Source organism: Aeromonas sp. ASNIH5, from assembly GCF_002902865.1.
GTDB lineage: Bacteria > Pseudomonadota > Gammaproteobacteria > Enterobacterales > Aeromonadaceae > Aeromonas > Aeromonas caviae.
Window position 1 is genome coordinate 2,479,012 of the sequence record NZ_CP026122.1, and the last position, 25,818, is coordinate 2,504,829.

Sequence of the window (25,818 nt, forward strand, 5' to 3'; positions counted from 1 at the left end):
GAGGGGGAATAAACCTGTAGTGGTCAACTAAATCCGGACACACAGTTAAGCCGATTTTCGGCCTCTGCTGGCGGTATCCCATCATTGTGTTGATGCGGGCGCCGCCAGTTGTAGTAATCCATCAGGTAGTAGCTGATATCCCGCTTGGCTTCCCGCAGGCTCATGTACCCCGTGGTCGGAAGCCATTCCGTCTTGAGGCTCCTGAACAGCCGCTCCATCGGCGCGTTATCCCAGCAGTTGCCACGCCGACTCATGCTCTGGGTCATGCGATAGCGCCACAGCCGTTGCCGAAATACCCGGCTGCCGTATTGGCTGCCCTGGTCGGAGTGAAACAGCACGCCAGACGGGCAGCCCCGTTGCTGATACGCCATGTCGAGCGCTTTCACGGCCAACTCAGCATCAGGCCTGCCGGACATCGCCCAGCCCACGACCCGTCGGGTGTGGAGGTCGAGCACCGCGGCCAGGTAATGCCAGCGGCCACCTGCCCATACGTAAGTGATGTCGCCGCACCACACCTGATTGGGTTGCTGGACATCAAATTCACGCGCCAGAAGATTGGGAATATCCGGTCGTTCAGACCGCGCGATCTGATAACGATGAGCTCCCGGTTGTTTGGAGACCAGCCCGGCCTCCTTCATCAGGCGACGCACCTTGAACCGACCAATCTGATGCCCCAGTGCCCGCATCATTGACATCAAGGCCCGGCTGCCAGCTGAGCCTCTACTCTCTTTGAACAAACACCGTAACTCACTTCTCTGCTGCACCCGTTCACGGTTAATTGTGCGCCTGCGAGCCAGATAGTCGTAAAAACAGGCGGTTGGTATACCGAAAGCGCAACAGACCAGGGTGGTGGGGGCTTGCTCCCTTAATCGGTCTATCAGCGCGTACGTTCGAGTTCGTCCGCCATCAAGAGAGCAGTAGCCTTTTTTAGAATGGCCTTTTCGCGTTCAAGCCGGTTGATGCGGGCTTCCAACTCCTGAATTTTTTGCTGCTCAGGGGTCAGCGCCCGGTTAGCAGGTGTAGCGCCACTTCGTTCTGATTGAAGTTGCTGAACCCATCGACGCAGCACGGTTTCGCCGACATCCAGTGAACGGCTGGCTTCGGGGACTGAATAGCCTTGGTCGAGCACCAGGGATGCGGCTTCCAGCTTGAACTCGGCAGTAAATGAGCGACGTAATCTTGTCATTGAACACCTCAAATAATGGTGGCGACTGTACCACCTAAAACGGTGTCCGGGATGATTAGACCACTACAACCATCACAACAGAAGCCACCGACAAGCCGCAGAGCGTTGAATCAAGCAGGAGCGCGTAGGGTCGATTAGCGCAGCGTAATCGTCCGCACCGCAATCCCGGTGGCGATGGACATAGAGAAGAGATCAGCTGGAACACCGGCAAAATTACGGCAACCTGTTTTCGCGATCGTCTGATTAGGCTTCGCTAATCAGACCTACGGGCCTTCGCAGAACAAACCAACGATACAACAACATGAAAGAATAAATAGTTTGTGATAGCTTATTGCTTTAAATAAATTTTAATAGCGTTGAAACAAGGAGTTATATGCCTACCTGCTACATATGCGACACTCTATTAAAAGATAACAATGTCACAGAAGAACATATTATTATAAATGCCTGTGGTGGTAGGTTAAAATCAAAAAATTTAATATGCAGAAGATGTAATTCCAGCTTAGGTGATTCATTCGATGCAGAACTTGCTGAGCAGTTGTCATTTTTCTCCAACGCCTTTAATGTAAAACGGCATAGAAATCCAGCGCCAACAATTACGGCAACACAGACAAGCACAGGGATGATTTATGATATTCTCCCCGGTGGATATCCGACTTTAAAAACCCCAGTGAGGAATATTACAAAAGATGATAATTTGGTAACATTAGAGATAAAAGCAAAAGATGAAAAACAATTAAAACAAGTGCTCTCAGGTTTAAAACGAACATATCCACAAATAAATTTAGATAAATGCATGACTGATGCCATGTGGCAAACGACATACTTAGATGACTCAGTTAGAGTTTCAACAAGTATTGGTGGTGATGGTGTATTTAGAGCTGTGTGTAAAGCTGCTATTAATTACTACATTTTTTCTGGTGGAGATAAAGAATTCATTACTCATCTTGTTCCATATATTAAAGGTGAGAAAAACTTAAATTGCGTTTTCAATTATCCATCTAAGCTTATTGAGCCAGTACTGAAGGAAGAGTCTGTATCTCATATCATTCATCTTCAAGGATGTTCTAGAGAAAAAATCCTTTATTGTTATATTGAGTATTTCAATGCTCTTTGTTTTTTCATTATTCTAAACACAGAGTATACTGGCGATAATATATCGCATACTTACTATTATGATGTAACCAGTGAAAAAACCGAAGAAGTAGAAATACCATGGTTATTTGACAAAGAGCTCTTTGGAAATGGAGGCTATTTATTGACCGGTGCTAATGTCGAGAAAATAAAGTATCGATTTTTTCGCACTGCGTTTATATCAAAAAAGATACAACAAGATAAACATATAGATAGTCTAGTTGAAGCTGGCATAAAAGACGTTTACTCAAAGTACCCTGATGGCACAATACTAACGTCAGATATAATTAATGAAATATCTGATTCAGTTGCACGAAAACTCACCCCTTACTATATCAGATTCATTCGAAAAAAATTAATCTAGTCTCTATACTCAACCACTAAATATCATTAATTCAGTTTTTAAATTTTATATTTAATAGAAAGGGCGCTTTCGCGCCCTTCTATATTAATTACCTTTCCTGATTTTCCCCGGCTACCGGCTCGGCACCGGCGGCGGGTTCAATCTCGATGCGATCGACCCGCTGCAAACCGCGGGGCAGCTTGGCGCCGCGGCGGCCGCGCTCGCCGCGGTAGTAGTCGAGATCGGACGGTTTGAGGGTCAGCTTGCGCTTGCCGGCAAACAGGGTCACCGACTGGCCCTGCGGGATGACGGCGGCCATCACCATAAACTCCTCCCGCGCCTTCACGCGCGCCGACGGGATGCTGATGAGCTTGTTGCCCTTGCCCTTGCCGAGCACCGGCAGGGTGTTGAGCGGGAACAGCAGCATGCGCCCTTCGTTGGAGATGGCCATGCAGAGATCGGTGTCCGGCGCGCCTATCCTCTGGGGCGCCATGACGATACCCCCTTCCGGCACGGTGAGCAGCGCCTTGCCGTTCTTGTTCTTACCGATCAGGTCGTCATATTTGCAGACGAAGCCGTAACCGGCGTCAGAACAGATGAGGTACGGCTCGCCTTCATTGCCCATCACCAGATGGCGCACCTCTTCGCCGGCCCCCAGCGCGAAGCGGCCGGTGAGCGGCTCGCCCTGACTGCGGGCAGAGGGCAGAGTATGGGCCTCCAGCGAGTAGGTACGTCCCAGGGTAGAGAGGAACACCGCCTGCTGGTTGCTGCGGCCATGGGCGTGGGCCAGATAACCGTCCCCCGCCTTGTAGGAGAGGCCCTCCACATCCACGTCGTGACCCTTGGCGGCGCGCACCCAGCCCTTGTCGGAGAGGATCACGGTGACCGGCTCGCTCGGGGTGAGCTCCTTCTCGGTCAGCGCCACGGCGGTGGCACGCTCCACCAGCGGGGTGCGGCGATCGTCGCCGTACTTCTCGGCGTCCGCCAGGATCTCTTTTTTCAGCAATGTGCTGAGACGGCGCTCGGAACCCAGGATCAGTTCCAGCTTGTCGCGCTCTTCGGCCAGTTCATTCTGCTCGGCGCGCAGCTTGAACTCTTCGAGCTTGGCCAGGTGGCGCAGTTTGAGCTCGAGGATCGCCTCGGCCTGGGTCTCGCTGATGTTGAAGCGCTCCATCATCACCCGGCCCGGCTCCTCCTCGGTGCGGATGATCTCGATCACCTCGTCGATGTTGAGGTAGGCAATGAGCAAGCCTTCGAGGATGTGCAGGCGAGCCAGCACCTTGTCGAGACGATACTGCAGGCGGCGGCGCACCGTCTCACGGCGAAAACTCAACCACTCGGTGAGGATGGTCTTGAGGTCTTTCACCTGGGGTCGGTTGTCCAGACCCAGGATGTTGAGGTTGACCCGGTAGTTCTTCTCCAAGTCCGTGGTGGCGAACAGGTGGGCCATCAGCCCCTCCACGTCCACCCGGTTGGAGCGCGGCACGATCACCAGACGGGTCGGATTCTCATGGTCCGATTCATCCCGCAGATCGGTCACCATGGGCAGCTTCTTCGCCACCATCTGGGCGGCGATCTGCTCCATGATCTTGGCGCCTGAGGCCTGATGGGGCAGCGCCGTGATGACGATGTCGCCATCCTCTTCGCTCCACACCGCTCGCTGTTTGATGGAGCCCTTGCCGGTCTCGTAGATTTTGCGGATGTCATCGCGGGGCGTGATGATCTCGGCATTGGTCGGGTAGTCCGGACCCTGCACATGGGCCATCAGATCGTTCAAACCGGCGTTGGGATTATCTAGTAGCGCCACGCAGGCGTGGGCCACTTCGCGGGCGTTGTGGGGCGGGATATCGGTCGCCATCCCCACCGCGATGCCGGTCACCCCGTTGAGCAGGATGTGGGGCAGGCGGGCGGGCAGCACCACAGGCTCCTTCATGGTGCCGTCGAAGTTCGGCGTCCACTCCACCGTGCCCTGGCCGAGCTCGGAGAGCAGCAGTTCGGAGAAGCGCGACAGCCGCGCCTCGGTATAACGCATGGCGGCGAAGGATTTGGGATCGTCCGGCGCACCCCAGTTGCCCTGACCGTCCACCAGCGGGTAGCGGTAGGAGAAGGGCTGGGCCATCAGCACCATGGCTTCGTAACAGGCGCTGTCGCCGTGGGGGTGATATTTACCCAGCACGTCACCCACGGTACGGGCGGACTTCTTGTGCTTGGACAGCGCCGACAGACCCAGCTCGCTCATGGCGTAGATGATGCGCCGCTGCACCGGTTTGAGGCCGTCCCCGATGTGCGGCAAGGCCCGATCCATGATGACGTACATGGAGTAGTTCAAGTAAGCCTGTTCGGTAAAGGTGCGCATTGGCTGGCGCTCTACCCCGTCCAGACTGAGCTCGATAGCATCACTCATGTGATTATCTCTTTCGGTTCGGGAGCTGGTTGGCGCTCTACTTCATCCAACAGACTGAGCTCGATAGCATCACTCATATGTTTTTCTCTTGCTATGGCGCGCCCCTGGAGGGCACGCCGGAAATGCGGGTCGGCAGGGGGCCGACGGTGAATCACAAGCCCCCCTCCCAACCTCCCCCTCCATGAGGGGGAGGAGAGGCTTGGCCCCCTCCCCTTGCGAAGGGGAGGGCCGGGGTGGGGTACTTGCGACTCGCTTTAGATGATGGCGAGGTTGCCCTTCTCTTCCAGCCATTCACGGCGATCACCGGCGCGCTTCTTGGCCAGCAGCATGTCCATCAGTTGCAGGGTCTCGTCCCCATCTTCCCCTTCTGCCCCCCCTTCCGCGCCCATGGTGAGCTGCACCAGGCGGCGGGTGTTGGGATCCATGGTGGTTTCCCGCAGCTGTTTCGGGTTCATCTCACCCAGCCCCTTGAATCGGGTCACCATCACCTTGCCCTTCTTCTTCTCGGCTTCGACCCGTTGCAGCACGCCGTTCTTCTCGTCCTCGTCGAGGGCGTAGAAGACCTCCTTGCCGATGTCGATACGATAGAGGGGCGGCATGGCCACATAGACATGGCCCTTTTCCACCAGCGTGCGGAAGTGCTTCACAAAGAGGGCGCAGAGCAGGGTGGCGATGTGCAGACCGTCCGAGTCCGCATCCGCCAGGATGCACACCTTGCCGTAGCGCAGGCCACTGAGATCGTCGGAATCCGGGTCGAGCCCGATGGCCACCGAGATGTCGTGCACTTCTTGCGAGGCGAGCACCTGACCGGCCTCCACCTCCCAGGTGTTCAGGATCTTGCCGCGCAGGGGCATGATGGCTTGGAATTCGCGGTCGCGCGCCTGCTTGGCACTGCCGCCCGCGGAGTCACCCTCCACCAGGAAGAGCTCCCCCTGCATGGGATCGGCGCAGCCGCAGTCGGTCAGTTTGCCGGGCAGGGCCGGGCCCTGGGTTATCTTCTTGCGCACCACCGTCTTGGCGGCGCGCATCCGGCGCTGGGCGCTGGAGATGCAGAGCTCCGCCAGCTGTTCGGCCAGCTCGGTGTTGCTGTTCAGATAGAGGCTGAAGGCATCCTTCACCACGCCCGACACGAAGGCCGAGCTCTGGCGGGACGACAGTCGCTCCTTGGTCTGCCCTGCAAACTGCGGGTCCTGCATCTTGATGGAGAGGATGTAGGCGCAGCGATCCCAGATGTCTTCCGGGGTCAGCTTGACCCCGCGCGGCAAGAGGTTGCGGAACTCGCAGAACTCGCGCATGGCGTCGAGCAACCCCTGGCGCAGGCCGTTGACATGGGTGCCACCGAGCGCCGTGGGAATGAGGTTCACATAGGATTCGGCGAGGCATTCGCCCCCTTCCGGCAACCAGCACAGGGCCCAGTCCACCGCCGACTGCTCGGAGCTGAAAGAGCCGACGAAGGGCTGCTCCGGCAGGCAGGTGAACTGCTTGACCGCATCGATGAGGTAATCCTTGAGGCCGTCTTCATAGCACCACTCCAACTTGATGCCGGTGTTCTTGTCGAGGAACTTGATGGTGAGGCCCGGGCAGAGCACGGCCTTGGCTTTGAGCAGGTGCTCCAGCTTGGAAACCGAGAAGCGCGGCGAATCGAAGTAGCGCGCCTCCGGCCAGAAGCGCACCCGGGTGCCGGTGTTGCGGCGTCCGCAGGTGCCGGTGATGGTCAGATCAGACACCTTGTCGCCCCGCTCGAAGGCGATGTCATAGACCTGGCCGTCCCGGCGCACCGTCACCTCGACCCGATCGGAGAGGGCGTTCACCACGGAGATCCCCACCCCGTGCAAGCCACCGGAGAACTGATAGTTCTTGTTGGAGAACTTGCCCCCCGCGTGCAGCTTGCAGAGGATCAGCTCCACGCCGGAGACCCCTTCCTCCGGGTGGATGTCCACCGGCATGCCGCGACCGTCGTCGATCACCTCGAGGGACTGATCCTCGTGCAGGATCACCTCCAGATTGCGGGCGTGACCCGCCAGCGCCTCGTCGACGCTGTTGTCGATGACCTCCTGGCCGAGGTGATTGGGCCGGGTGGTGTCGGTGTACATGCCGGGGCGGCGACGCACCGGTTCAAGGCCATTGAGGACCTCAATGGCATCCGCATTGTATTGAGTGGACATGGAGGGCCTTGCGAATTGACGTTTGGGGGGAATCTTACTCGCTGGGAGGGCCCGGGACAAATGGGGCGCTCGCAAAGGGTGATCCAGAGGGGCTCCGGCCTCCCCGCCCGGGATCAGGCGGGTTCCCCGGGCAGGGCCTGCACAAGCTGGGAGAGGGAGCAGTGGAGTCGCCACACCAGCCCCGCCAGTGCGCGGGCCGCCGGGTCTGCATGTTCCCCCAGCCCTTGGCTGATGCGGTCCAGCTCCGCCAGGGTGCGCCCCAGGGTCTCGTGCTGCACGCCCCCTTCGGTCAGAATCCCTTTCAGGCAGCGCAGACAGCCGTCCCGCACCAGATAGAGGGCCGGATCCCGGCTGCGCCAGAGCCTGAGCTGCCAGACGATATGGCTGCAATTGAGCAGCACCACGCCCCAGCGCAGCACCCAGAGCCGGGCCCCCTGATCCTGACTCTGGCTGAGCTGGCTCACCGCGTGATAGACCCGGGATTCAAACTCCCCCTCGCTCTGATGCGGGGCCGGGGCCAGCTGGTCCACGAAATCCCGCCGCAGACGATGCATCAGGCGGCGGCTCTTGCGCCGATCCGAGCTGGGCCTCAGGAGCTGGAACGCCAGCCCTGCGCTCATCACCCCCAGTGCCTGCGCGAGGCTGCTGTTGACGAAGGCGAGGTAGTCGTAGCTCGGCGGATTGGTGATGGCGAGGAAGGAGCCGAGCAGCACGATGAGCTGGCCCCAGAGCGCCGCTCCCTGGGGTCGCTGCAATTTCAGCAGTTGCAGGGTGATGAGAGCGGGGAACAGCAGGGCGCAGAAGATCCAGAAGTCGTCGATGCGGATCATCAGCCCGAACTTGACCCCGAAGCAGATAAAGCTGAGCAGCACGATGGCCTTGAGCATGGTCTGGGCCCCCTTGGCCGGGGCCGGGGTGGCGGAATAGAGCACGCAGCAGATGGCGAGCAGGGTCAGGGCCGCAGCGCCCGCATCCCACTGGCTGTGGATCCAGAAGGTGCAGCCCAGCATCACGCAGAGGAAGGTACGCCCCCCGTTGTAGGCCGCCTCCAGGCCGTCGGTGTGGCTGGTCAGAGAGCTGTGGCGCGGCGGCGCCGGCCACTCCTGGCCATCGTGGCGGGCCAGCCTTTCCAGCCAGCGCTGACACTCCAGGTAGCTCCAGCAGAAGTGGCGCAGCCGCAGCCAGAAGGCCTGACAGCGATAATCATCCCCCGAACGGGCCACGAAGGGCGCCATCAGGCGGGCGATGCGCAGCTTGTCGCAGCCCCCCTGTCCCAGCTCCCGCAGCACGGCGGCCAGCATGGGGGCCGGGTCGACGGCGTCCTCTGGCCAGTGTTGCAGCATGCGGCGCAGCCCCGAGATGAGGCTGACCATCCTCAGCTGGCGATGGAGCAGATAGTTCAGCAACTGGTTGTGGCGGCGCAGGCGGTGGTGGCTCCAGACTGCCTGGATGCGCAGCACGTTCAGGGTGAGGATCTGACCGATCACCCCCTCGTGGGCGGTGCGCACATCGGCGCCCGTCTCCCCGAGCCAGAGCAGCTGGGCATGTTCCAGCAGCCGGGTCTGGCTCTTGCCAAGGGAGTCCAGCAGGGTCTCGCCATCGGAGAAACTCGGCAGGATCATCATCATCAGGCCGCCGCAGAGGATGCCGACGATCACCTCACTCACCCGGGCCTGGGCGATGTCGAAGATATGTTGCGGGTCGGTCAGGTTGACGCAGGAGAAGGCGATGATGGCGGCGGTATAGCCCGCCAGGGCGAAACCGTAGGAGACGTTGTTCTGATGGTGGTTGGAGATGTAGGTGCACCCCCCAGCCAGAGGGCGATAAGCAGGCTGAAGAGCCAGGGATCACCGATGCCAAGGCCGGTGATCATCACCGCCGCCATGGCGCCGATAAGGCTGCCCACCACTCGCCCCAGGCTCTTGCTGATGACGCCTCCCACGGTGGGAAAGCTCACCACTGCGGCGGAGGTCATGGCCCAGTATGGGGAGTCGAGTTGCAGCACGAACGCCAGCCAGAGCGACAGGCACATGGCCAGGGCATTGCGCAGGGCATAGCGCCACTGGCCGCCGTTGGCCTTGCCCCAGGGGGTCTGGCGCCAGAGCGAGGGGATCACCCTAGTCCCCTATGGTGATGGTGCAGGTCGTGCCCGCGATCAAGACCAGATCCGGGGGAATCGCCAGCAGCCTGATCCGCACCGGCACCCGCTGGGCCAGGCGCACCCAGGGCACGTTCGGCTTGACGTCGAGCAGCAGCCCCTCGCTGCCTTCCAGGCTCTGATCGTGAATGGCGCGCCCTATGCTTTCCACCTCCCCCCTGAGTACCCGATCCCCGCTGTAGAGCACCACCTCGGCCGGTTTGCCGGGGGCGATGTGCCTGAGCTTGGTCTCTTCGAAATAGCCCTGCACATAGAAGGAGTGGGTGTCTATCAGGGCCACCAGGGGCACCCCGGCGGTGGCGTAGTTGCCGACCCTGGCCTGCAGGTTGGTGATGTAGCCGTCGCTCGCAGCATGGACCTCGGTCCGGGCAAGGGACCATCTGGCCTGCTCCAGATTGGCTTGGGCCACCTCATAGGCCGCCTTCATCGCCTGGGCATTGAGCCTGGATTCATCCACCGCCTCGGCGGAGATGACGGTGCGGGAGAGGCTCTGGCGACGGTTCGCCTCGTGCTCCGCCTTGTCGAGATCCGACCTGGCCTTGGCCAGGGCCGCGCTGGCGTTGTCCAGCGCGATGCGATAGGGCTCGGGATCCAGGGTAAAGAGCAGCTCCCCCGCCTTCACCAGCTGGTTGTCCTTGACCCCTATCCTGACGATCTTGCCCGACACCTGGGGCGTGATGCTGACCAGCTCGGCCCTCACCTTGCCATCCCGGGTCCAGGGACCCTGCATGTAGTCGTTCCACAGCCACCAGAGCGACACCAGCGCCAGGGCAAAGACCAGCAGGGTGGAGAAGTATTTGAGGGTCGCAAGGGGTGATTTAGCCATGTAGCAATATCCATAGGGCGCCGCTGACGGCGAGGATGAAGAGGGAGAGATCCATCAGCAGGGGGTGCCAGACCTCGCCGCCGTAGAGCCAGTCCCGCAGCAGATGGTGCAGCGGCAGCCAGCCCAGCAGGCCGAGCAGCACGGCCTTGAACAGGGGCGGAAAGTAGAGCGAGGCCCCGAGGATCAGATCCGGCAGCGCTGAAGCAGTCGTCACGGGTGTGCCCCCTGTTGGCAGAGATGAAATGAAGAGAGAGGCCGGGGTCCGCCGGGAGACGGACAGGGCAAGGTTAACACAGCCATTGCGGGGGCTACACAGGCAGATGACTCTCTGAGGTGTCGTCACGGGAATGGCGCGGCAACGCCTCGCCCGTCCTCTCCGCCACCCGTCGGGGCAGTCACCTCGCGTTCAATCGGCTACGGTATCTGCCGGGTGATGCACCCCGTCGCGGGTCGGCACCTCTCCCAGATCGAACGGGTTGACCCCCTCCAGACAGGCGAGGTTGTAGCCATATTCCGCCGGATTGGATCGGCGCTGGTGATGGGTGTAGATGCCGCAGACGCTGCAAAAGTAGTGTTTCGCGGTGCGGGTGTTGAACTGGTAGCAGCGAAGCGCCGCCTCCCCTTGCAGGATGCGGATGCCGGACAGCGGCACCGAGGCGACGATGGCGCCCCGACGTCGGCAGAGGGAGCAGTCGCAGCGGCGCGGATCCACCACGCCATCCGGCAGGGTCAGCTCCAGCACCACGGCGCCGCAGTGGCAGCTGGCTTTGTGTTTCTCTTGAATGGGGGTATTGCCGATACGCTTGATCATGCTGCCTCCTTGCCGCAGTGTCAGGCTGCGAACCGGTTAATCGAACAGGGTATCCCGCCGCCCTTGTAAAAGATGGTCATGCAGGGTGCGTAGCTGGGACGCCACCACCCGGTGGCGGGAGAGTTCGGGCAAGGCGTCGATGGGGAAGTACCCCGCCCCTTTGGTTTCATCGGTGTCGGTAAGCAGAGCGCCGCCCGTCACCTCGCACAGGAAGAAGGCCTTGTGGGCGTGGGGCAACTGCGGGGGATGGGGATGCTTGAGCTTGTCGAACAGGGCCAGCAGTTGCACCGCCCGACAGGCGAGGCCGGTCTCCTCGCTCACTTCGCGCACCACGGCGTCCGCCGGCGAATCGCCGACATCACACCAGCCACCGGGCAGAGTCCAGCAGCCGTCGCTGCGCTCCTGCACCAGCAGGACATGGCCCGCATCGTTCTGAATGAAGGCCCGCACATCGAGCTTGGGGGTGGGATAGCCGCTGTCGAGGGCAATCCAGTCGTCGATGGCGTCGGGGGCCAGCTCGCTCTGGCTGGCGATGAGCGTCACCGTGGCCGCTCGCAGCGCCTCGAAGCGGGCGATGTCGAAGGGATCGCGGGAATAGGTGAGCCCCGCCTGGGCCGTGGCCAGTACCTGTTCGAGGAAGGCGGCCAACGGCGGTTGCATGGCTAGAGCCCGAGGAAACGGACGATCTGGGCGGGGTAGCGCTCGAAGCCTGTGAAGGCGTGATCGCCGCCGCACTCCAGGGAGAGACGGGCAAAGCGGTATTCGTCCAGCGCCTTGCGATAGTCGAGCACCTCGTCCTCCTGCTGTTGCAGCACCCAGAGCCGCTCGGGAGCAGTCACCGGCACCGCCAGCGCTCTCAGCTCGTCCATGTGCACAGGCAGCAGTTCATAGCGTTCGCCGCTGTAGGGGTTGGTCTGGGGGCCGAGGTAGTCGCAGAGCAGCTCGTGGGGGCGCACCGCCGGGTTGATGAGGGCGGCGCGGCAACCGTACATCTCGCTCACTCTTGTGGCCATGAAGCCACCGAGGGAGCTGCCCACGGCGCCCAGTCGCAGGGCGCTGCCGTGGCGGGCCTTCAGGTCGGCGATGGCCTGCTCGATGGCCACCCAGGCGGCCGCCGGGGTGTTGGGCTGGGCCGGGATCACCACCTCGATATCGGGCCTGTTCTCTGCCACCCAGGCCGCCATCTGCTGCGCCTTGGCCGAGCCGGGGGATGAATTGAAACCGTGCAGATAGAGCAGGACGGGCTTCATGGCAACCCCTCAGTAACCGGTGGCATTGGGGTCGGGCACGAACTGCCCCAGCGGCAGGCGCCACACCTGGCTCGCCACCCGGCCATCTGGGTGCAGGGTGAGATAGCGCCAGCCCGGGCCGGATTCGTCCAGTGCGAAACCGTCGGAGAGCGGCTTGAACTGGATGCAGGTAGAGGGGCTGGCGATGAGCCGCACTCCGTGGTGCACCTCGTCAAACTCCTGATGGACGTGGCCGAACAGTATGGTCTTCTGCTGCGGGTGGCGGGCCAGCACGGCGAACAGGTCGTCGGCATTCTTGAGGTTGTGCTGATCCAGCCAGGCGCAGCCCACCGGCACCGCCTGATGGTGCAGGGCGATGAGGGCATGGCGCTCGGGATGCTGGCGCAGGGCCTGATCCAGGGCCGCCAGCTGGTGATCCCCCAGCACCCCGTGGGGTTTGCCGCGCACCTGGGTATCCAGCAGGATCACCTGCCAGTGCTCCCCCACCAGCTGCTTGGCCTCGCTGATGCCGGCCGCATGGAGGTATTCGGTCATCAGAGGGCCGTCGTCGTGGTTGCCGGGCAACCAGTAGATGGGGCGAGCCAGGGGCGCCATCATGGAGGCGAAGCGCTGGTAGGACTCCGGGCTGTGATCCTGGGAGAGATCCCCGGTGGCGAGGATGAGATCGAACGGGTGCTCGTTGGCCTGCACTCGCTCCAGCACGGCGGCCAGACTCTGCGCCGTGGGTACGGCCAGCAGCCGCCCCTCGGCACTGGCGAAGAGATGGGTATCGGTAATCTGTAACAGGCGCACACTGCCGTCCGGCGCCTGAGGTAGCTCTGTTTCCAAAATCACGCTTCTTTTTTATGGGTTCGACTAGAGGATGTTAATCAGGCTGGTGCCGTGTTTGAGACAAAATCTCAACCAATCGGCCAAGAATAGATTTACCTGCTCCTTTTCATCCCTGTGATGCATTTTTTGATTGGGATAATCATAACGTGGTTGCAACATTGAAATCTGTTGCGCCGCACACACTTCCGCCATTCGCACATCATGATACAAACGAATCTCTATCCGGGCTTGCAAGTAGCTCGGCAATTCGGGGTTGTGCTGGGCCAGGATCACCTGGCTGGTGAAGCGGCTCTCCTCGGTCACCGTGAGCTGGAACTGCAGGCCGTTGCCGACCTGATAGCGGCGCTCGGCACCCACGCTGCCGCCGGGCGGCAACAGTTTCATCAGCGCCATGTAATTGACCTCGCAGGTACGCTGCAAGGACATCAAATCAGGCACATAGCGCTTCATCGGGCTCTGGACTAATGACATGTCGCGGCTCCCTCAATCAGGGTCCATGAAGGGTGGACCCACTGCACAGTGTTCCAGTCGGACACAGGGCACCTGACCCGGGTCTGAACGAGCGTCACCTCAGCGCCCCGCCAGCCAGCGTGCCCGCAGCTCGCCGTGATTCAGAGCCAGCCACTGCAGGGCGATGACGGAGGCGGCATTGTCGATGCGCCCCTCTTTGAGCCAGGCATAGGCCTGCTCGCGGCTCACCACGTGGACCCGGATGTCTTCCCCCTCTTCCGCCAGACCGTGGATCCCCTTGGCCTGACTGGCATCCACCTCGCCCACGTACACCTCGATGCGCTCGGTGCTGCCACCCGGGCTCACCAGATAGCTGATGGCGTGTTCGCAGCGTCCCACCTCGATCCCTGCCTCTTCCACCGCTTCGCGCCGCACCACTGCCTCGGCGGTCTCCCCTTCATCGATGATGCCGGCCACCAGCTCCAGCAACCAGGGGGTGGCGCTGGTCTCCATGGCGCCGATGCGAAACTGCTCCACCAGCACGATCTCGTCCCGCACCGGATCATAAGGCAGCAGGGCGGCGGCATGGCCACGTTCGAACAGTTCCCGGACGATGGGGGCGTTCCAGCCACCGGCAAACAGCCTGTGTTGCAGGCGGTAGACATTCACCTTGAAGAAGCCATTATATCCAGCTGATTTTTCAATGATTTTCACATCATCGCTGGAGTAGTGGCAGGTTTGAGGCAAGGCTTGCTGTGACATTCGAGACTCCTGCCAGCTTGACTTGGCTTGGTTTGACCATAATATTCGGGGGCATGAATGAACATTCATTCACTCGCTCTCGCCGACGATGAGGGAAGGATTTTAGCAGCCACAGGGCATTTGGCTAGGCGCGTTGCCGAGAAAACTCGCCCCGGACCTTGACGTTTCCGCAGCTGGAAAAGAGACAGTTCGCAATGAAATCTGCTTATAGTAGAGTGGTTAAGCTGAAATCAAGCTTGGTCGGTGACAATCCCCCCTTCATCCAGCGGACAGCTTTGGGTTGATACAAAAGGTTAAAACTATCATATGAAAAGAACACTCTTGTCAGTCATGGTGATGCTGGGTGTGAGCGGCGCCGCTCATGCCGAAAACCTGCTCGATATTTACCAACAGGCCCAGATCAAGGACACCCAACTGCTGGAATCCAAGGCCAAGCGGGACCAGGCCTTCGAGAAGATCAACGAATCCCGTGCAGCCCTGCTGCCCCAGATCAACCTGGGCGCCGGCCTGAACTACCTGCAAAACAAGAACGACACCATGACCAACACGGGCGCTACCGGCTCCGTGACCCTGGATCAATCCATCTACCGTCGCAGCAACTGGGTCAACCTGGATCTGACCGAGAAGAGCGCCACCCAGTCCGACGTGGCCTACAACCTCGAGTACCAGAACCTGATGCTGCGTACCGCCCAGGCCTACTTCGACGTGCTCAAGGCCATGGATACCCTGGAATTCGTGCGTGCCAACAAGACCGCGGTCGAGCGTCAGCTTGAACAGACCCAGCAGCGCTTCGAAGTGGGCCTGACCGCCATCACCGACGTGCACGAGGCCGAGGCCGAGCGCGATCAGGCGCTGGCGGACGAGATCAATGCCGAGAACACCCTGGACAACAGCTACGAGAGCCTGCGCGAGCTGACCGGTATCGACCACCGTCAACTGGACGTGCTCAACACCGATCGCTTCAGCCCGCAGAAGACCGCGTTCAACTCCGACAAGTGGCTGGAACTGGCCCTGGACAAGAACCTGGAGCTGCACAGCGCCCGCATCGGCAAGGACATCGCCAAGGAGCAGATCGATCTGGCCAAGACCGGTCATGAACCGACCCTGGATCTGGGCGCCGGCCTGAACGCCGGTTACAACGATTACAAGGACGAGATCCGCAACCCCGAGAGCAACAGCAATCAGGGCAACATCGGCCTGAACTTCAAGCTGCCCATCTACACCGGCGGGGCCACCACCTCCCAGGTCAAGCAGGCACAGTTCAACTACGTGGCCGCCAGCGAACAGCTCGAGCGCAGCTTCCGCTCGGTGCAGAGCACGGTCCGCTCCTCCTACAACAACGTGAACGCCAGCATCGGCTCGGTCCGCGCCTACAGCCAGTCCGTCATCTCCGCCGACAGCGCCCTGAAGGCGACCGAGGCCGGTTACGAGGTAGGCACCCGCACCATCGTCGACGTGCTGGACTCCACCCGCAAGCTGTATCAGGCCAAGCAGAAGCTCTCCGAGGCCCGCTACAACTACATCCTCAGCATCCTCTCCCTCAAGCAGGCCGCCGGCATCCTGGAGCAGAAGGATCTGGAAGAGGTGAACCAGGGTCTGATGCCCGCCGCCCAGGTCACCAAGAAATCCTGAGCCAGGCGCACACCATGAGAAAAGGCGACCCCGGGGTCGCCTTTTTCATCTCTGTTCGCCGCTGGAAGTGCGTTGGTCGGGGCCTGCCAGGCAGCGGCCATGTCACCGACCCGGCAGCCCCATCAAAAAACCCGGCCTTGGCCGGGTTTTACGCTTATCCGCGCTCGCGGATGGTCTTGATGATGTCGGTGGTGGAGCAGCCGTCCTCGAAGTTCAGCACCCGCACCTCGCCGCCGTTGGCGGTCACCTCGGCGTAACCGGCGATCTCTTCGGGCTTGTAGTCGCCCCCCTTGACCAGGAGGTCTGGCAGGATCTCGGCGATCAGACGCTGGGGAGTGTCTTCGCTGAAGGGGACCACCCAGTCCACGGCACCCAGGGCCGCCAGCACAGTCATACGGCGCTCGGTCGGGTTGACCGGGCGACCCGGCCCCTTGAGGCGACGCACGGACTCGTCGGTGTTCACCGCCACGATCAGGCGGTCCCCCAGCTTGCCCGCATTGGCCAGATAGGAGACATGACCCGCGTGCAGAATGTCGAAGCAGCCGTTGGTCATCACCACCTTCTCGCCGCGCAGACGGGCGGCCTGGACGGCCACCTTGAGCTGGGCCTCGGACATGACGCCAAAGCCGGTCTCCTGCTCGGTGTAGAGGGCGTTGGCCAGCTCCACCGGGCTCACGGTGGAGGTCCCCAGCTTGCCGACCACGATGCCGGCGGCGGTGTTGGCCAGGGCGCAGGCCTCATCCAGACTCTTGCCCGCGGCAAGGGAAGTCGCCAGGGTGGAGATGACGGTGTCACCGGCACCGGTGACGTCATAGACCTCGTGGGCCTGGGCCGGCAGGTGCAGCTCGGGCTGCCCTTCGCGGATCAGGGTCATGCCGTTCTCGGAACGGGTGACCAGCAGGGCATCCAGCTCGAAGCGCTTGACCAACTCCAGCCCCCTGGCGACCAGATCCTCCTCCCCCTTCACCTTGCCCACCACGGCCTCGAACTCGGACATGTTGGGGGTCAGCAGGGTGGCACCACGGTACTTCTCGAAATCGGTCCCCTTGGGGTCGACCAGCACGGGGATACCGGCGGCGCGGGCACGCCGGATCATGCCGGGCACATCGTTGAGGGCGCCCTTGCCGTAGTCGGAGAGGATCATCACGTCCGCCTGGGGCAGCGCCTGCTCCACCTTGCCCATCAGCAGGCTGGCATCCACGTCGTGAAAGGCCTCTTCGAAGTCGAGGCGCAGCAGCTGCTGGTTGCGGGACAGCACCCGCAGCTTGGTGATGGTCGGATAGTCGGTCAGGCGCACGAAATCACAGGCCACCTTGACCCCGGCCATCTGGCTGGCGAGGGCATCGGCGGCTTCATCCTGACCGGTCAGGCCCAGCAGCACGGCCTGGGCGCCGAGGGCGGCGGAGTTGAGCGCCACGTTGGCGGCGCCACCCGGGCGCTCCTCGATGTGCTCGACCTTGACCACGGGGACCGGCGCCTCGGGGGAGATCCGGCCGGTAGGGCCATGCCAGTAGCGATCCAACATGACATCGCCAACGACCAGGATGTGGGCTTTTTCAAACTCGGGCAGGGTGATTTTCATCTGTATCGGCTCTCAAAACCTGAAAAATTCAGCGGCCGATTTTATCACACTCTTTTCCGGGGCGTGAAAAAAGCACGGCCCTGCCCCCTGACGCCCCCTCTGACCAGATGACGGCGATTCGCGCCCGCCCCCGCTTTTCGGATAGAATCCTCGACATGCGAGTGACCGCATCCGCGCCGGGCCACCCCACACAGGCCCCCCGGTTCGGTCGGACTCCCCCCTTTGCCTTTGCGAACAAGAGACTCTTCATGGCCCAAGAACACGCTCCCCGCCTCGAACCCCGTCTGTTCCATCCCCGTTACTGGGGGAGCTGGCTGGGCCTCTCCCTGCTCTGGCTGCTGGTGTTGCTGCCCTGGCGCAGCCAGATGTGGCTGGGCCGCCAGCTCGGCACCCTGGCCCGCAAACTGCTGAAATCCCGCGTCAAGATTGCCCGCCGCAACCTGGAGCTGGCGATGCCCGAGCTCAGCCGGGATGAGCGCGAAGCCCTCCTGGTGCAGAACTTCGAGAGCGTGGGCTGCGCCATCTTCGAGGTGGGCATGGCCTGGTTCTGGCCAGACTGGCGGATGCGCCGCCTGATGAAGGTGGAAGGGGAAGAGCACGTCATCAACGCCATGGAGAAGGGCCAGGGGATGCTGCTGCTCTCCTGCCACTTCCTCACCCTTGAGCTCAATGCCCGCTGCTTCGGCCTGGTGCGCCCCGGGGTCGGTGTCTATCGCCCCAACACCAATCCGGTGCTGGAGTACGCCCAGTACCACGGTCGCTGCGCCTCCAACAAATACCTGGTGGACCGGATGGACGTGAAGGGGATGATCAAGGCGCTGCGCAACGGCGACGCCCTCTGGTATGCACCGGATCACGACTACGGCAGCCATGCCAGCGTCTTCGTGCCCTACTTCGCGGTGGAGCAGGCCGCCACCATCACGGGTACCGCCACCCTGGCCCGGGTGAAGAACACTGTCACCCTGCCCTGCTACAACATCCGCACCCGGGAGGGCTACACCCTGCATATCGGGGCCCCGCTCGCGGACTACCCGAGCGGTGACGACCTGGCGGATGCCAGCCGCGCCAACCGCGAAATTGAAGCCGCCGTGCGCAAGGCGCCGGAGCAGTACATGTGGCTGCACCGCCGCTTCAAGACCCGCCCCAATCCGGACGATCCCGGCTACTACTGATGCCCTCCCGCCCCGTCGACCGGGCAAGTCCAGACGACAGGACAGGATGGCACCGCGCCCCATGAAAAAGCCCTCGCACTGCGAGGGCTTTTTTGTGGTTCATCGCGGCTTTCCGGGGAAGGCCGCCTTGATTTTCAGAAAAAAGTATTCTGAGTCCCTAAATCCATATGCCATACGCTTTATCACTTTGATCTTGTTGTTCACCCCTTCCAGCACACTCGTGTGCATCGGGTAGTTTGCACTCGCCAGGATCCCCCGCATATATTTCGATAAATTTCGACCAAATCGTTGCAGCGGCGCTAGCCCGCTTTCCTTCACCTGCCGCATCCAGCTCCGCCATCGTCGCCATCCTTCCCACACGCTCGGCGCATACCAGATGCCCTTCAACCCCTCTTTCAGCACGTACACCATCGCCAGCGGTTGATTCGCCGCCAACAGCTCCTGCAACTTCACATCCTGTTTTTCACTCAACTTCGCCCGATTACGTAGCAGCAACCAACGCGCACTTTTGACCACTTTTCGCGCCGGTTTATCGCTTTTCAGTGCATTCGCCTGCTCCACTCGCACCCGGTCCACCACCTCTCGGCCATAGCGAGCCACCACGTGGAACAGGTCGTAGACCACCTCCGCCTGCGGGCAGTGTTGCTTCACCTCCAGGTCGAACGCCGTGTTCATGTCCATCGCCACCGCTTCAATCTGCTGGCATCGCTCGCCGAGCTGCTCGAAGAAGGGACGGATAGCGGCCCGGCTGTTGCCGTGCCCCACCCACAGGACGCGGGTTCGCTCGGCATCCATGATCACGGTGGCATAGCGGTGTCCCTTGTGCAGGGCAAACTCATCCATCACCAGCCGCCGCACCTCCCCAAGTTCGATGGTGCCCACACTGGTCTGCAAACGGCGCTTGTCGATCTCCTTGATGGTGTGCCAACCGACCCCGGTGAGCTGGCTGACATGGCGGATGGGGAGGTACTGAACGAGCGCTTCAATCCAGCACTGCATGCGCCGGGTGAGGCGGGAGCCAGAGGGGAGCCAGTCGATATGTTCACTGACGCGACCACAGCGCAGACAGTCGACGCGGCGAACAGGCAGTTGTAACCAGACTTGTCGGTCAAATAGGTCTCGCTCACGCACCCGGCGGATACGTTGGTCGTGGATCAATGGCGTGGGTTGCAGGCATCGGCGACAACGGGGCAACAGGTCGGCGCGAGGCTCAAGGGTAAACAGGGTGTGATGGTTGGCAGAAAGCGCTTGGGCGATGACGGTATAACCTGGCCAGAAGGAGGCAATATCAATATGATGCACGGCGACAGCAGGGTGATGGTGGTGGTGTGTTTGGAGACAGCCAGTTTACCAGCACCCTGTCTGTCAACTTCCACTTCCCCAAGATCCCGCGAAGAACCTTTTTTGTTGGCTGCCAGCGTCTGCCTTACTGGCGGATCAGGCGGTAGATGGCGTAGCCGGGGTGCTTGGCGTCATCCATCGGCAGGGTGGACTGGTACGACAGATCCGCCCCCGCCAGGGCCTTGGCCTCGTCGGTCGGCGAGGAGTAGAGGCGCACGTCCACGTTGGCGGGCAGGGCCTTCATGTGCCAGTTGTTGTTGGCCGCCGGGCTGAAGCCGGCCGGGTTGTCCGCAGACTGGGCCTTCAGATACTGGGCGATGATCTCCCGCGTCTCGAAGGGATCTTCATGGACGATATTGCTGCCGTCGATGCCCGGGAAGTGGCCGCCGCCGCTGGCGCGGTAGTTGTTGGTCACCACGTAGAACTTCTGGGCCGGGTCCACGGGCTGGCCGTTGAAGGTGAGGCCGCTGATGCGCTGGCCGTCGCTCACCTTGACCCCGTCCTTGCTGTAGCGGGCCGGCTGGGTGATGTCCACCTCGTAGCTGACCCCGTCAATCACATCGAAGTTGTAGGTGGGGAAGCTCTCGTTCACCAGCCACTGCACCCCGGTCTTGCCGGTGTCGATCTGGTTGAACTGGCCGGCGCTCATCTCCAGCCACTCCTTGACGGTGGCCCCGTTCACCTCGACCACCTGCAGGGTGTTCGGATAGATATAAAGGTCGGAGACGTTGCGCAAGGAGATGTCACCCTGAGCCACGTAAGTGAAGTCGTTGATGCCGTTGCGACCGCCACGGAAGGGGGCCGCCACCGAGAGGATCGGGTAGGACTCCTTGAGCAGGCCGTCTTGTTGCAATTGCTCCGCGTGGCGGCGCTGGGCATCGCTCACCAGCTGCACCGAGGGGTCGTCCTGCACCAGGGCGAAGAAGCTGTGGATGGGGGAGGTGATCTTGCCGAGCGGCTCGTCCAGCCACTGGTTGGTGGCGTCGTGATCCGCCTGCACCAAGTCCACCACCCGCTGATCCACCGCACTGCCCTCGCTGGCGTCTATCTTGCGCAGGCTGGCCTGGCTCTGCTTCACCTGCCACTTGCCGTCCACCTGTTCCAGCTTGAGGTCGATGATGCCGAGGTGGTTGCCCCAGTAGCCGGGCATCACGGTGGGAATGCCGCTCAGGGTACCGGCCTGGTTGTCCACCTCCGGCAGATCCGGGAAGTCCCCGGGGAAGTTCTTGTGGGCGTGGCCCAGCATCAGGGCGTCCACCCCCTTCACCTTGGCCAGATGCCAGGCGGAGTTCTCCATCATGGCCTCATAGCTGCTGGCATTGATGCCGGTGTGAGCCACCACCACCACGATGTCGGCGCCCTTGGCGCGCAGCTCGGGCACATAGTGATTGGCGGTCTCGACCATGTCGGCCACCACCACCTTGCCCTCCAGATGACGCTTGTCCCACTGCAGCACCTGGGGCGGGGTCAGACCCAGGATGCCCACCTTGACGCGCTGGCGCTGGCCCTTGTCATCGGTCACCTCGCGCTCAAGCAGCAGATAGGGGGTGAACTTGTTGCCGCTCCAGTCAATCTGTCCCTTGGCATCGCGCTTGAAGGCCCCCGCCTCGAACACGTTGGCGTTCACATAGGGGAAGTCGGCTCCCGCCAGTACCTTGCCAAGGTAGTCCAGGCCGTAGTTGAACTCGTGGTTGCCCAGGTTGCCCGCGTCGTAGCCCAGCTCGTTCATCGCCTTGAACACCGGGTGCGCCTGTTTCTCGAGGTAGCCGGCACCGGACTGCTCGAAGATGTAGTCCGCCAGCGGCGTGCCCTGAATGAGGTCACCGTTGTCGAGCAGCAGGTTGTTGGGGTTCTCGGCGCGGGCGGCGCGGATCAGCAGGGCGGTGCGGGAGAGGCCGAACTTGCGATCCTCCTTGTTCTGGTAGTAGTCGTAGCCCAGCACGTTGGAGTGGATGTCGGAGGTCTGGATCAGGCGCAGGGAGACGGTCCCCGGCTGCGCCTTGCTGTCATTCTCGTTGCTGCAGGCAGACAGCAGCACGATGGCGGCAATAGCCCCCAGCTTCATGGTGTTATTCACTGTTTTTTCCCTTTTATTATGAGTAACGCTTTACCAGCGCCGGGAATTTAACAGACGAATATGTCAGCAGATGGCACCGGGACTCATTTTTATGAAGCCCGGCACAAAAATAGCCTCATGAGGCCGGTATGGCACCCAATGCCAGCTTGGCCGCCAGCACCAGCATGATGAGACCTACAACAAGATCAATGGCTTGCTGCACCCGGCCCCGGGCAAGCCAGGGGGAGAGGGCGGCCGCCCCGAACGCCAGTCCGTAGAACCAGACCAGAGAAGCCAGCATGGCCCCCGCCGCGAAGGCGGGTCTGAGCTCCTCGGCAAACTGGCTGCCGAAGGAGCCAAGCAGCATCAGGGTATCCAGATAGACGTGGGGATTGAGCAGAGTGACTCCGAGGGTCATGGCCAGCACGCTCTTGACCCCCATCAACCGGGGCGAGTCCGCCAGGGCCGCCTCCTGGCCGCGCCAGGCACTGCGCAGGGAACGGATACCGAACCAGCCGAGGAAGAGCACGCCGCCCCAGGTCAGCAGGGCCAGGCCGATCGGGCTGGCCGCCAGCAGGTTGGCCCCGCCGAACACCCCGATGCCGATCAGCACGAGATCGCACAGGCAGCAGAGGGTCGCCGTCAGCAGGTGGTGATTGCGGTGAATGCCCCGGCTCAGCACGAAGGCATTCTGGGCCCCGATGGGGATGATCATGGCAAGGCCGAGGGTAAAGCCTTGCAGGGTGGTGGCGAACATGGGGATGCGTTCCTGTGAAAGAGAGAAACGCACTATAAGGGGGCGCGGGTAATCAGAGAAATTCATTCATTTTCTGATGCATTCATAAAACTGATGAAAACCGGGCCGAAACCACACAAAGAAGGTTGTCAATTGCAGGATCTGACAATTGTGGGGTCACAGCCCCGCCCCGAGAATCGGCGGCAGGATGGGACGGCGCAGGACAGCGGTGATGGCGACAGAGGGGATGCCAGGCGACGAGCCGGTGCCGCCGGGCCTGTATTCACTGCAGCAGGGAGGGGAAGTTGGTGACCACCACCTGCTCCAGGTTCGGCAGCAGGATGCCGCTGCTCACCCCCTTGGCGATGGCCTGGTAGCGGTTCATCGACCCCGTCTTGCGGGTGACCTGATTGAGGTGGTAGTTCACGGTGCGCTCCGTGATGCCGAGGATGCAGGCGATCTCCCCCGATGTCTTCCCTTCGCTGGCCCAGAACAGGCACTCGGTCTCCCGCTCCGTCAGGGGCTCCTGGGGATCGTCCTCCCTCATGCTCTGGCGCACGATCCGGATCGCCGCCTCGAAGATGTAGTTGGACATCCAGGAGAGGATGGGCGAGGACTCCAGCATCAGATCGCTCGACGCCCGCTCCCGGGTGATGAAAGAGAGTATGCCGTTCTCCCCCGCCGCCCCGTGCAGCGGGAACGAGATGCCGTTGCGCAACCCGAATTCCGCCGCCAGCCCCATCACATCCATGCTCCCCTCTTGCAGGAAGCGCGCCTTCTCGTCCAGCCGGTTCCAGTAGATGGGCAGGGTCTGCCTGCGGGCGAGCTGGATGATGGGATCGCAGGCCAGCATGTTGTTCAGGGTGTAGGCCTGTACCCAGGAGTCGGGGCACTGGTTGAACAGCACCACCTTGGGCCTTTGCATCGACATGGGCAGGATGAGGGCGAAGCGGTAGTAGTCGTAGCCCATTCCCAGGGTGAAGCGGCCGATGAGCTCGGACAGCCGGTTGCCATCGGTCACCAGCGTGAAATGTTCCAGGTACTCAAGCAGTTGGTCGCGTGTCATAGGCAAGCCTCCCCTGGCCAAGGCCTTGGATTATAGCGCCTAACCATGAAATGGAGAGACATGAATGCTTGTTTTCAAAGGAAAATTGAAAGAACACCCCAGATGGGAGGTCGAAAACGAGCTCTACCGATTTCGCAACCGCGTCTTCTCCGATCGACTCGGTTGGGACGTGGAATCCCGCCGTGGCCTGGAGCGGGACAACTTCGACAAGCCCGACACCCACTGGGTGCTGATTGAAGACAAGCAGGGGCTGTGCGGCTGCATCCGCCTGCTCAGTTGCGCCCAGGATTACATGCTGCCCAGTATCTTCCCCACCGCCCTCGCTGGCGAAGCCCCGCCGCGCGGCAACGACGTGTGGGAGCTGACCCGCCTCGCCATCGACGCCGACCGGGCCCCTCGCCTGGAGAACGGCATCAGCGAACTCACCTGCGTCATCTTCCGCGAGGTGCTGGCCTTCGCCAGGGAGCAGGGGATCCGCGAGCTGGTGGCCGTGGTCAGCCTGCCGGTGGAGCGCATCTTCCGCCGCCTCGGCCTGCCCATCGAGCGCCTCGGCCATCGCCAGGCGGTGGATCTGGGGGCCGTGCGCGGGGTCGGCATCCGCTTCCACCTGGACGAGCGTTTCGACCGCGCCGTGCATCGCCCCCTGCAGGGCCATTACCGGCCGGCGGGGGATGCTCTGCTCGCCGTCATCTGAGCAAAAAAAGTCCCGGGACCGGCCCGGGATTCAAGACGCTCGCTATGGTCCGTTTCCACCCCATGCAAAAACGGACCGGGTGAGTATCTTATGAATCTCATGTCAGGACTACTGTCACATCTCACAGGGGCGGCCCCGGGCACCGGCCCCCTCCATGGGGGCGGTCAGGTTGTCCTCTGGCGCTCCCTTGAGTAGCATTCTTGCTGAACTCCCTTTTTTCATAAGGAATGCTGATGAAAACGCTGGACTACAAGCTGCTGCTGGCCCTGGACGCGGTGATCCGGGAGCAAAACTTCGAGCGTGCCGCCCAGCGCCTGCACATCACCCAGTCCGCCATCTCCCAGCGCATCAAGCAGCTGGAGCAGCAGTTTGCGGAGCCGCTCATCATCCGCAGCCAGCCGCTGCAGGCCACGGGGCTCGGCCAGAAGCTGCTGGCCCACTATCGCCAGGTGCGCCAGCTGGAGCTGGAGCTGGCCGGCGAGCTCTCCCCCGACGAGCCCAGGGCCCCCATCCGGGTCAGCATCGCCGTCAATGCCGACAGCCTGGCTACCTGGTTCCTGCCCGCCCTGGCGCCGCTGCTGGAGCAATACCCCATCGAGCTGAACCTTCTGGTGGATGACGAGAGCCGCACCCTGGACCGGGTGCGCGAGGGGCAGGCGTTCGGCGCCGTCAGCCTGCAACCCCAGCCGCTGGCGGGCTGCTGTGTCGACGAACTCGGCGAGATGCGCTATCTGCTCACCGCCAGCCCCGCCTTCGTCGCCCGCCACTTCCCGAACGGCCTCACGGCGGCGGCCCTGGCCAAGGCGCCGGCGGTGGCCTTCGATCAGCGCGACGACATGCACATCAGCTACATGGCCCGTCATTTCGCCCTCCCCCCCGGTGGCTACCCCTGCCACACGGTGCGATCCTCCGAGGCCTTCGTCGCCATGGCGGAGCAGGGGCTGGCCTGCTGCCTCATCCCGGAATTGCAGATCCGCCAGCAACTGGAAGAAGGGCGCCTGCTCGATCTCAACCCGGATCACCACCTGGTCGAGCAGCTCTACTGGCACCGCTGGGTGCTGGAGCGGGGGCTGCACAAGCAGATATCCCAGCGCCTGATCCAGCAGGGGCGACGGGCACTGCAACCCCGTTGAGGGGGCCATTCACCTTGGCTTTGGGGGGGTAAAAACGTATAGTGCTGGGCGATTAACCATCAGGTCTCCACTCAGGTTCCCCATTT

The 25,818-nt window shown here is 61.8% G+C and carries 21 protein-coding genes and 1 pseudogene; 5 read left to right on the top strand and 17 right to left on the bottom strand.

Annotation, left to right across the window (positions count from 1 at the left end; genetic code table 11):
* Positions 1-23: 23 nt before the first annotated feature.
* Positions 24-1,186 (bottom strand): IS3 family transposase gene (locus tag C2U30_RS11535; protein ID WP_103243789.1). Its coding sequence is split into 2 segments (ribosomal slippage): positions 24-931 and positions 931-1,186, totalling 1,164 coding nucleotides; the frame shifts between segments, so codons are not numbered across the junction.
* Positions 1,187-1,559: 373 nt separating this feature from the next.
* Between C2U30_RS11535 and C2U30_RS11540 the strand changes: the two genes are divergently transcribed.
* On the top strand, positions 1,560-2,684 hold the full coding sequence (locus tag C2U30_RS11540; RefSeq protein ID WP_103243790.1) for an HNH endonuclease: 1,125 nt from the start codon (positions 1,560-1,562) through the stop codon (positions 2,682-2,684).
* A gap of 88 nt (positions 2,685-2,772) precedes the next feature.
* Here C2U30_RS11540 and parC read toward each other — a convergent pair whose 3' ends face one another.
* From parC to nudF, 11 genes and pseudogenes are all read right to left on the bottom strand, one after another.
* Positions 2,773-5,067: a DNA topoisomerase IV subunit A gene (parC, locus tag C2U30_RS11545; protein WP_103243791.1), complete on the bottom strand. Its 2,295-nt coding sequence runs from the start codon at positions 5,065-5,067 to the stop codon at positions 2,773-2,775.
* Positions 5,068-5,321: 254 nt separating this feature from the next.
* Positions 5,322-7,232 (bottom strand): DNA topoisomerase IV subunit B, encoded by a 1,911-nt coding sequence (gene parE / locus C2U30_RS11550; RefSeq protein WP_042015440.1) that lies wholly within the window; start codon positions 7,230-7,232, stop codon positions 5,322-5,324.
* 113 nt (positions 7,233-7,345) lie between these two features.
* A pseudogene (locus C2U30_RS11555) lies at positions 7,346-9,348 on the bottom strand (FUSC family protein).
* A gap of 1 nt (position 9,349) precedes the next feature.
* Positions 9,350-10,216, bottom strand: a complete 867-nt coding sequence (locus C2U30_RS11560) for an efflux RND transporter periplasmic adaptor subunit (protein ID WP_010672778.1) — start codon at positions 10,214-10,216, stop codon at positions 9,350-9,352.
* The gene (locus tag C2U30_RS11565) at positions 10,209-10,451 is read right to left on the bottom strand and encodes a DUF1656 domain-containing protein (protein WP_039039819.1); all 243 of its coding nucleotides are present in this window, start codon (positions 10,449-10,451) and stop codon (positions 10,209-10,211) included. Before C2U30_RS11565 ends, C2U30_RS11560 begins: the two co-directional genes overlap by 8 nt.
* A gap of 171 nt (positions 10,452-10,622) precedes the next feature.
* Positions 10,623-11,027, bottom strand: coding sequence for a GFA family protein (locus C2U30_RS11570; RefSeq protein ID WP_103243792.1), 405 nt, complete (start codon positions 11,025-11,027; stop codon positions 10,623-10,625).
* 36 nt (positions 11,028-11,063) lie between these two features.
* The gene (locus tag C2U30_RS11575) at positions 11,064-11,687 is read right to left on the bottom strand and encodes an NUDIX hydrolase (RefSeq protein WP_103243793.1); all 624 of its coding nucleotides are present in this window, start codon (positions 11,685-11,687) and stop codon (positions 11,064-11,066) included.
* A gap of 2 nt (positions 11,688-11,689) precedes the next feature.
* On the bottom strand, positions 11,690-12,277 hold the full coding sequence (locus C2U30_RS11580) for a YqiA/YcfP family alpha/beta fold hydrolase (protein ID WP_103243794.1): 588 nt from the start codon (positions 12,275-12,277) through the stop codon (positions 11,690-11,692).
* A gap of 9 nt (positions 12,278-12,286) precedes the next feature.
* A complete protein-coding gene (gene cpdA, locus C2U30_RS11585) occupies positions 12,287-13,105 on the bottom strand; it encodes a 3',5'-cyclic-AMP phosphodiesterase (RefSeq protein WP_041214382.1) in 819 nt (272 codons plus the stop codon).
* Between the two features lie 27 nt (positions 13,106-13,132).
* Entirely contained in the window at positions 13,133-13,579 is a 447-nt protein-coding gene (locus tag C2U30_RS11590) for a DUF1249 domain-containing protein (protein WP_039039758.1), read from the bottom strand.
* Between the two features lie 99 nt (positions 13,580-13,678).
* Positions 13,679-14,320 (bottom strand): ADP-ribose diphosphatase, encoded by a 642-nt coding sequence (nudF, locus tag C2U30_RS11595; RefSeq protein ID WP_199767269.1) that lies wholly within the window; start codon positions 14,318-14,320, stop codon positions 13,679-13,681.
* A gap of 306 nt (positions 14,321-14,626) precedes the next feature.
* Between nudF and tolC the strand changes: the two genes are divergently transcribed.
* Positions 14,627-15,952 carry an outer membrane channel protein TolC gene (gene tolC, locus C2U30_RS11600; protein ID WP_029313618.1) on the top strand — a complete coding sequence of 442 codons (1,326 nt, stop codon included), beginning with the start codon at positions 14,627-14,629 and terminating at the stop codon, positions 15,950-15,952.
* Between the two features lie 154 nt (positions 15,953-16,106).
* Here tolC and hldE read toward each other — a convergent pair whose 3' ends face one another.
* Positions 16,107-17,534 (bottom strand): bifunctional D-glycero-beta-D-manno-heptose-7-phosphate kinase/D-glycero-beta-D-manno-heptose 1-phosphate adenylyltransferase HldE, encoded by a 1,428-nt coding sequence (gene hldE / locus C2U30_RS11605; RefSeq protein WP_103243796.1) that lies wholly within the window; start codon positions 17,532-17,534, stop codon positions 16,107-16,109.
* 248 nt (positions 17,535-17,782) lie between these two features.
* Between hldE and lpxL the strand changes: the two genes are divergently transcribed.
* Positions 17,783-18,706 carry an LpxL/LpxP family Kdo(2)-lipid IV(A) lauroyl/palmitoleoyl acyltransferase gene (gene lpxL / locus C2U30_RS11610; RefSeq protein ID WP_103243797.1) on the top strand — a complete coding sequence of 308 codons (924 nt, stop codon included), beginning with the start codon at positions 17,783-17,785 and terminating at the stop codon, positions 18,704-18,706.
* A gap of 99 nt (positions 18,707-18,805) precedes the next feature.
* On the opposite strand, the gene C2U30_RS11615 is transcribed toward lpxL, so the two are convergent.
* The 4 genes from C2U30_RS11615 to C2U30_RS11630 all read right to left on the bottom strand — a co-directional run bounded on the left by C2U30_RS11615 (position 18,806) and on the right by C2U30_RS11630 (position 23,905).
* The gene (locus C2U30_RS11615) at positions 18,806-20,008 is read right to left on the bottom strand and encodes an ISL3-like element ISAeme19 family transposase (protein WP_076611394.1); all 1,203 of its coding nucleotides are present in this window, start codon (positions 20,006-20,008) and stop codon (positions 18,806-18,808) included.
* 124 nt (positions 20,009-20,132) lie between these two features.
* Positions 20,133-22,112, bottom strand: a complete 1,980-nt coding sequence (locus tag C2U30_RS11620; RefSeq protein WP_043153994.1) for a bifunctional 2',3'-cyclic-nucleotide 2'-phosphodiesterase/3'-nucleotidase — start codon at positions 22,110-22,112, stop codon at positions 20,133-20,135.
* A gap of 127 nt (positions 22,113-22,239) precedes the next feature.
* Positions 22,240-22,860: an L-lysine exporter gene (lysE, locus tag C2U30_RS11625; RefSeq protein WP_103243798.1), complete on the bottom strand. Its 621-nt coding sequence runs from the start codon at positions 22,858-22,860 to the stop codon at positions 22,240-22,242.
* A 262-nt stretch (positions 22,861-23,122) separates the two neighbouring features.
* On the bottom strand, positions 23,123-23,905 hold the full coding sequence (locus C2U30_RS11630; RefSeq protein ID WP_010672766.1) for a LuxR family transcriptional regulator: 783 nt from the start codon (positions 23,903-23,905) through the stop codon (positions 23,123-23,125).
* Positions 23,906-23,969: 64 nt separating this feature from the next.
* Here C2U30_RS11630 and C2U30_RS11635 point away from each other — a divergent pair, with 64 nt between their 5' ends.
* Complete coding sequence (locus C2U30_RS11635) at positions 23,970-24,599, top strand: acyl-homoserine-lactone synthase (RefSeq protein WP_029313613.1); 630 nt, start codon at positions 23,970-23,972, stop codon at positions 24,597-24,599.
* Positions 24,600-24,832: 233 nt separating this feature from the next.
* Positions 24,833-25,732 (top strand): LysR family transcriptional regulator ArgP, encoded by a 900-nt coding sequence (locus C2U30_RS11640; RefSeq protein ID WP_010672764.1) that lies wholly within the window; start codon positions 24,833-24,835, stop codon positions 25,730-25,732.
* Positions 25,733-25,818 lie beyond the last annotated feature (86 nt).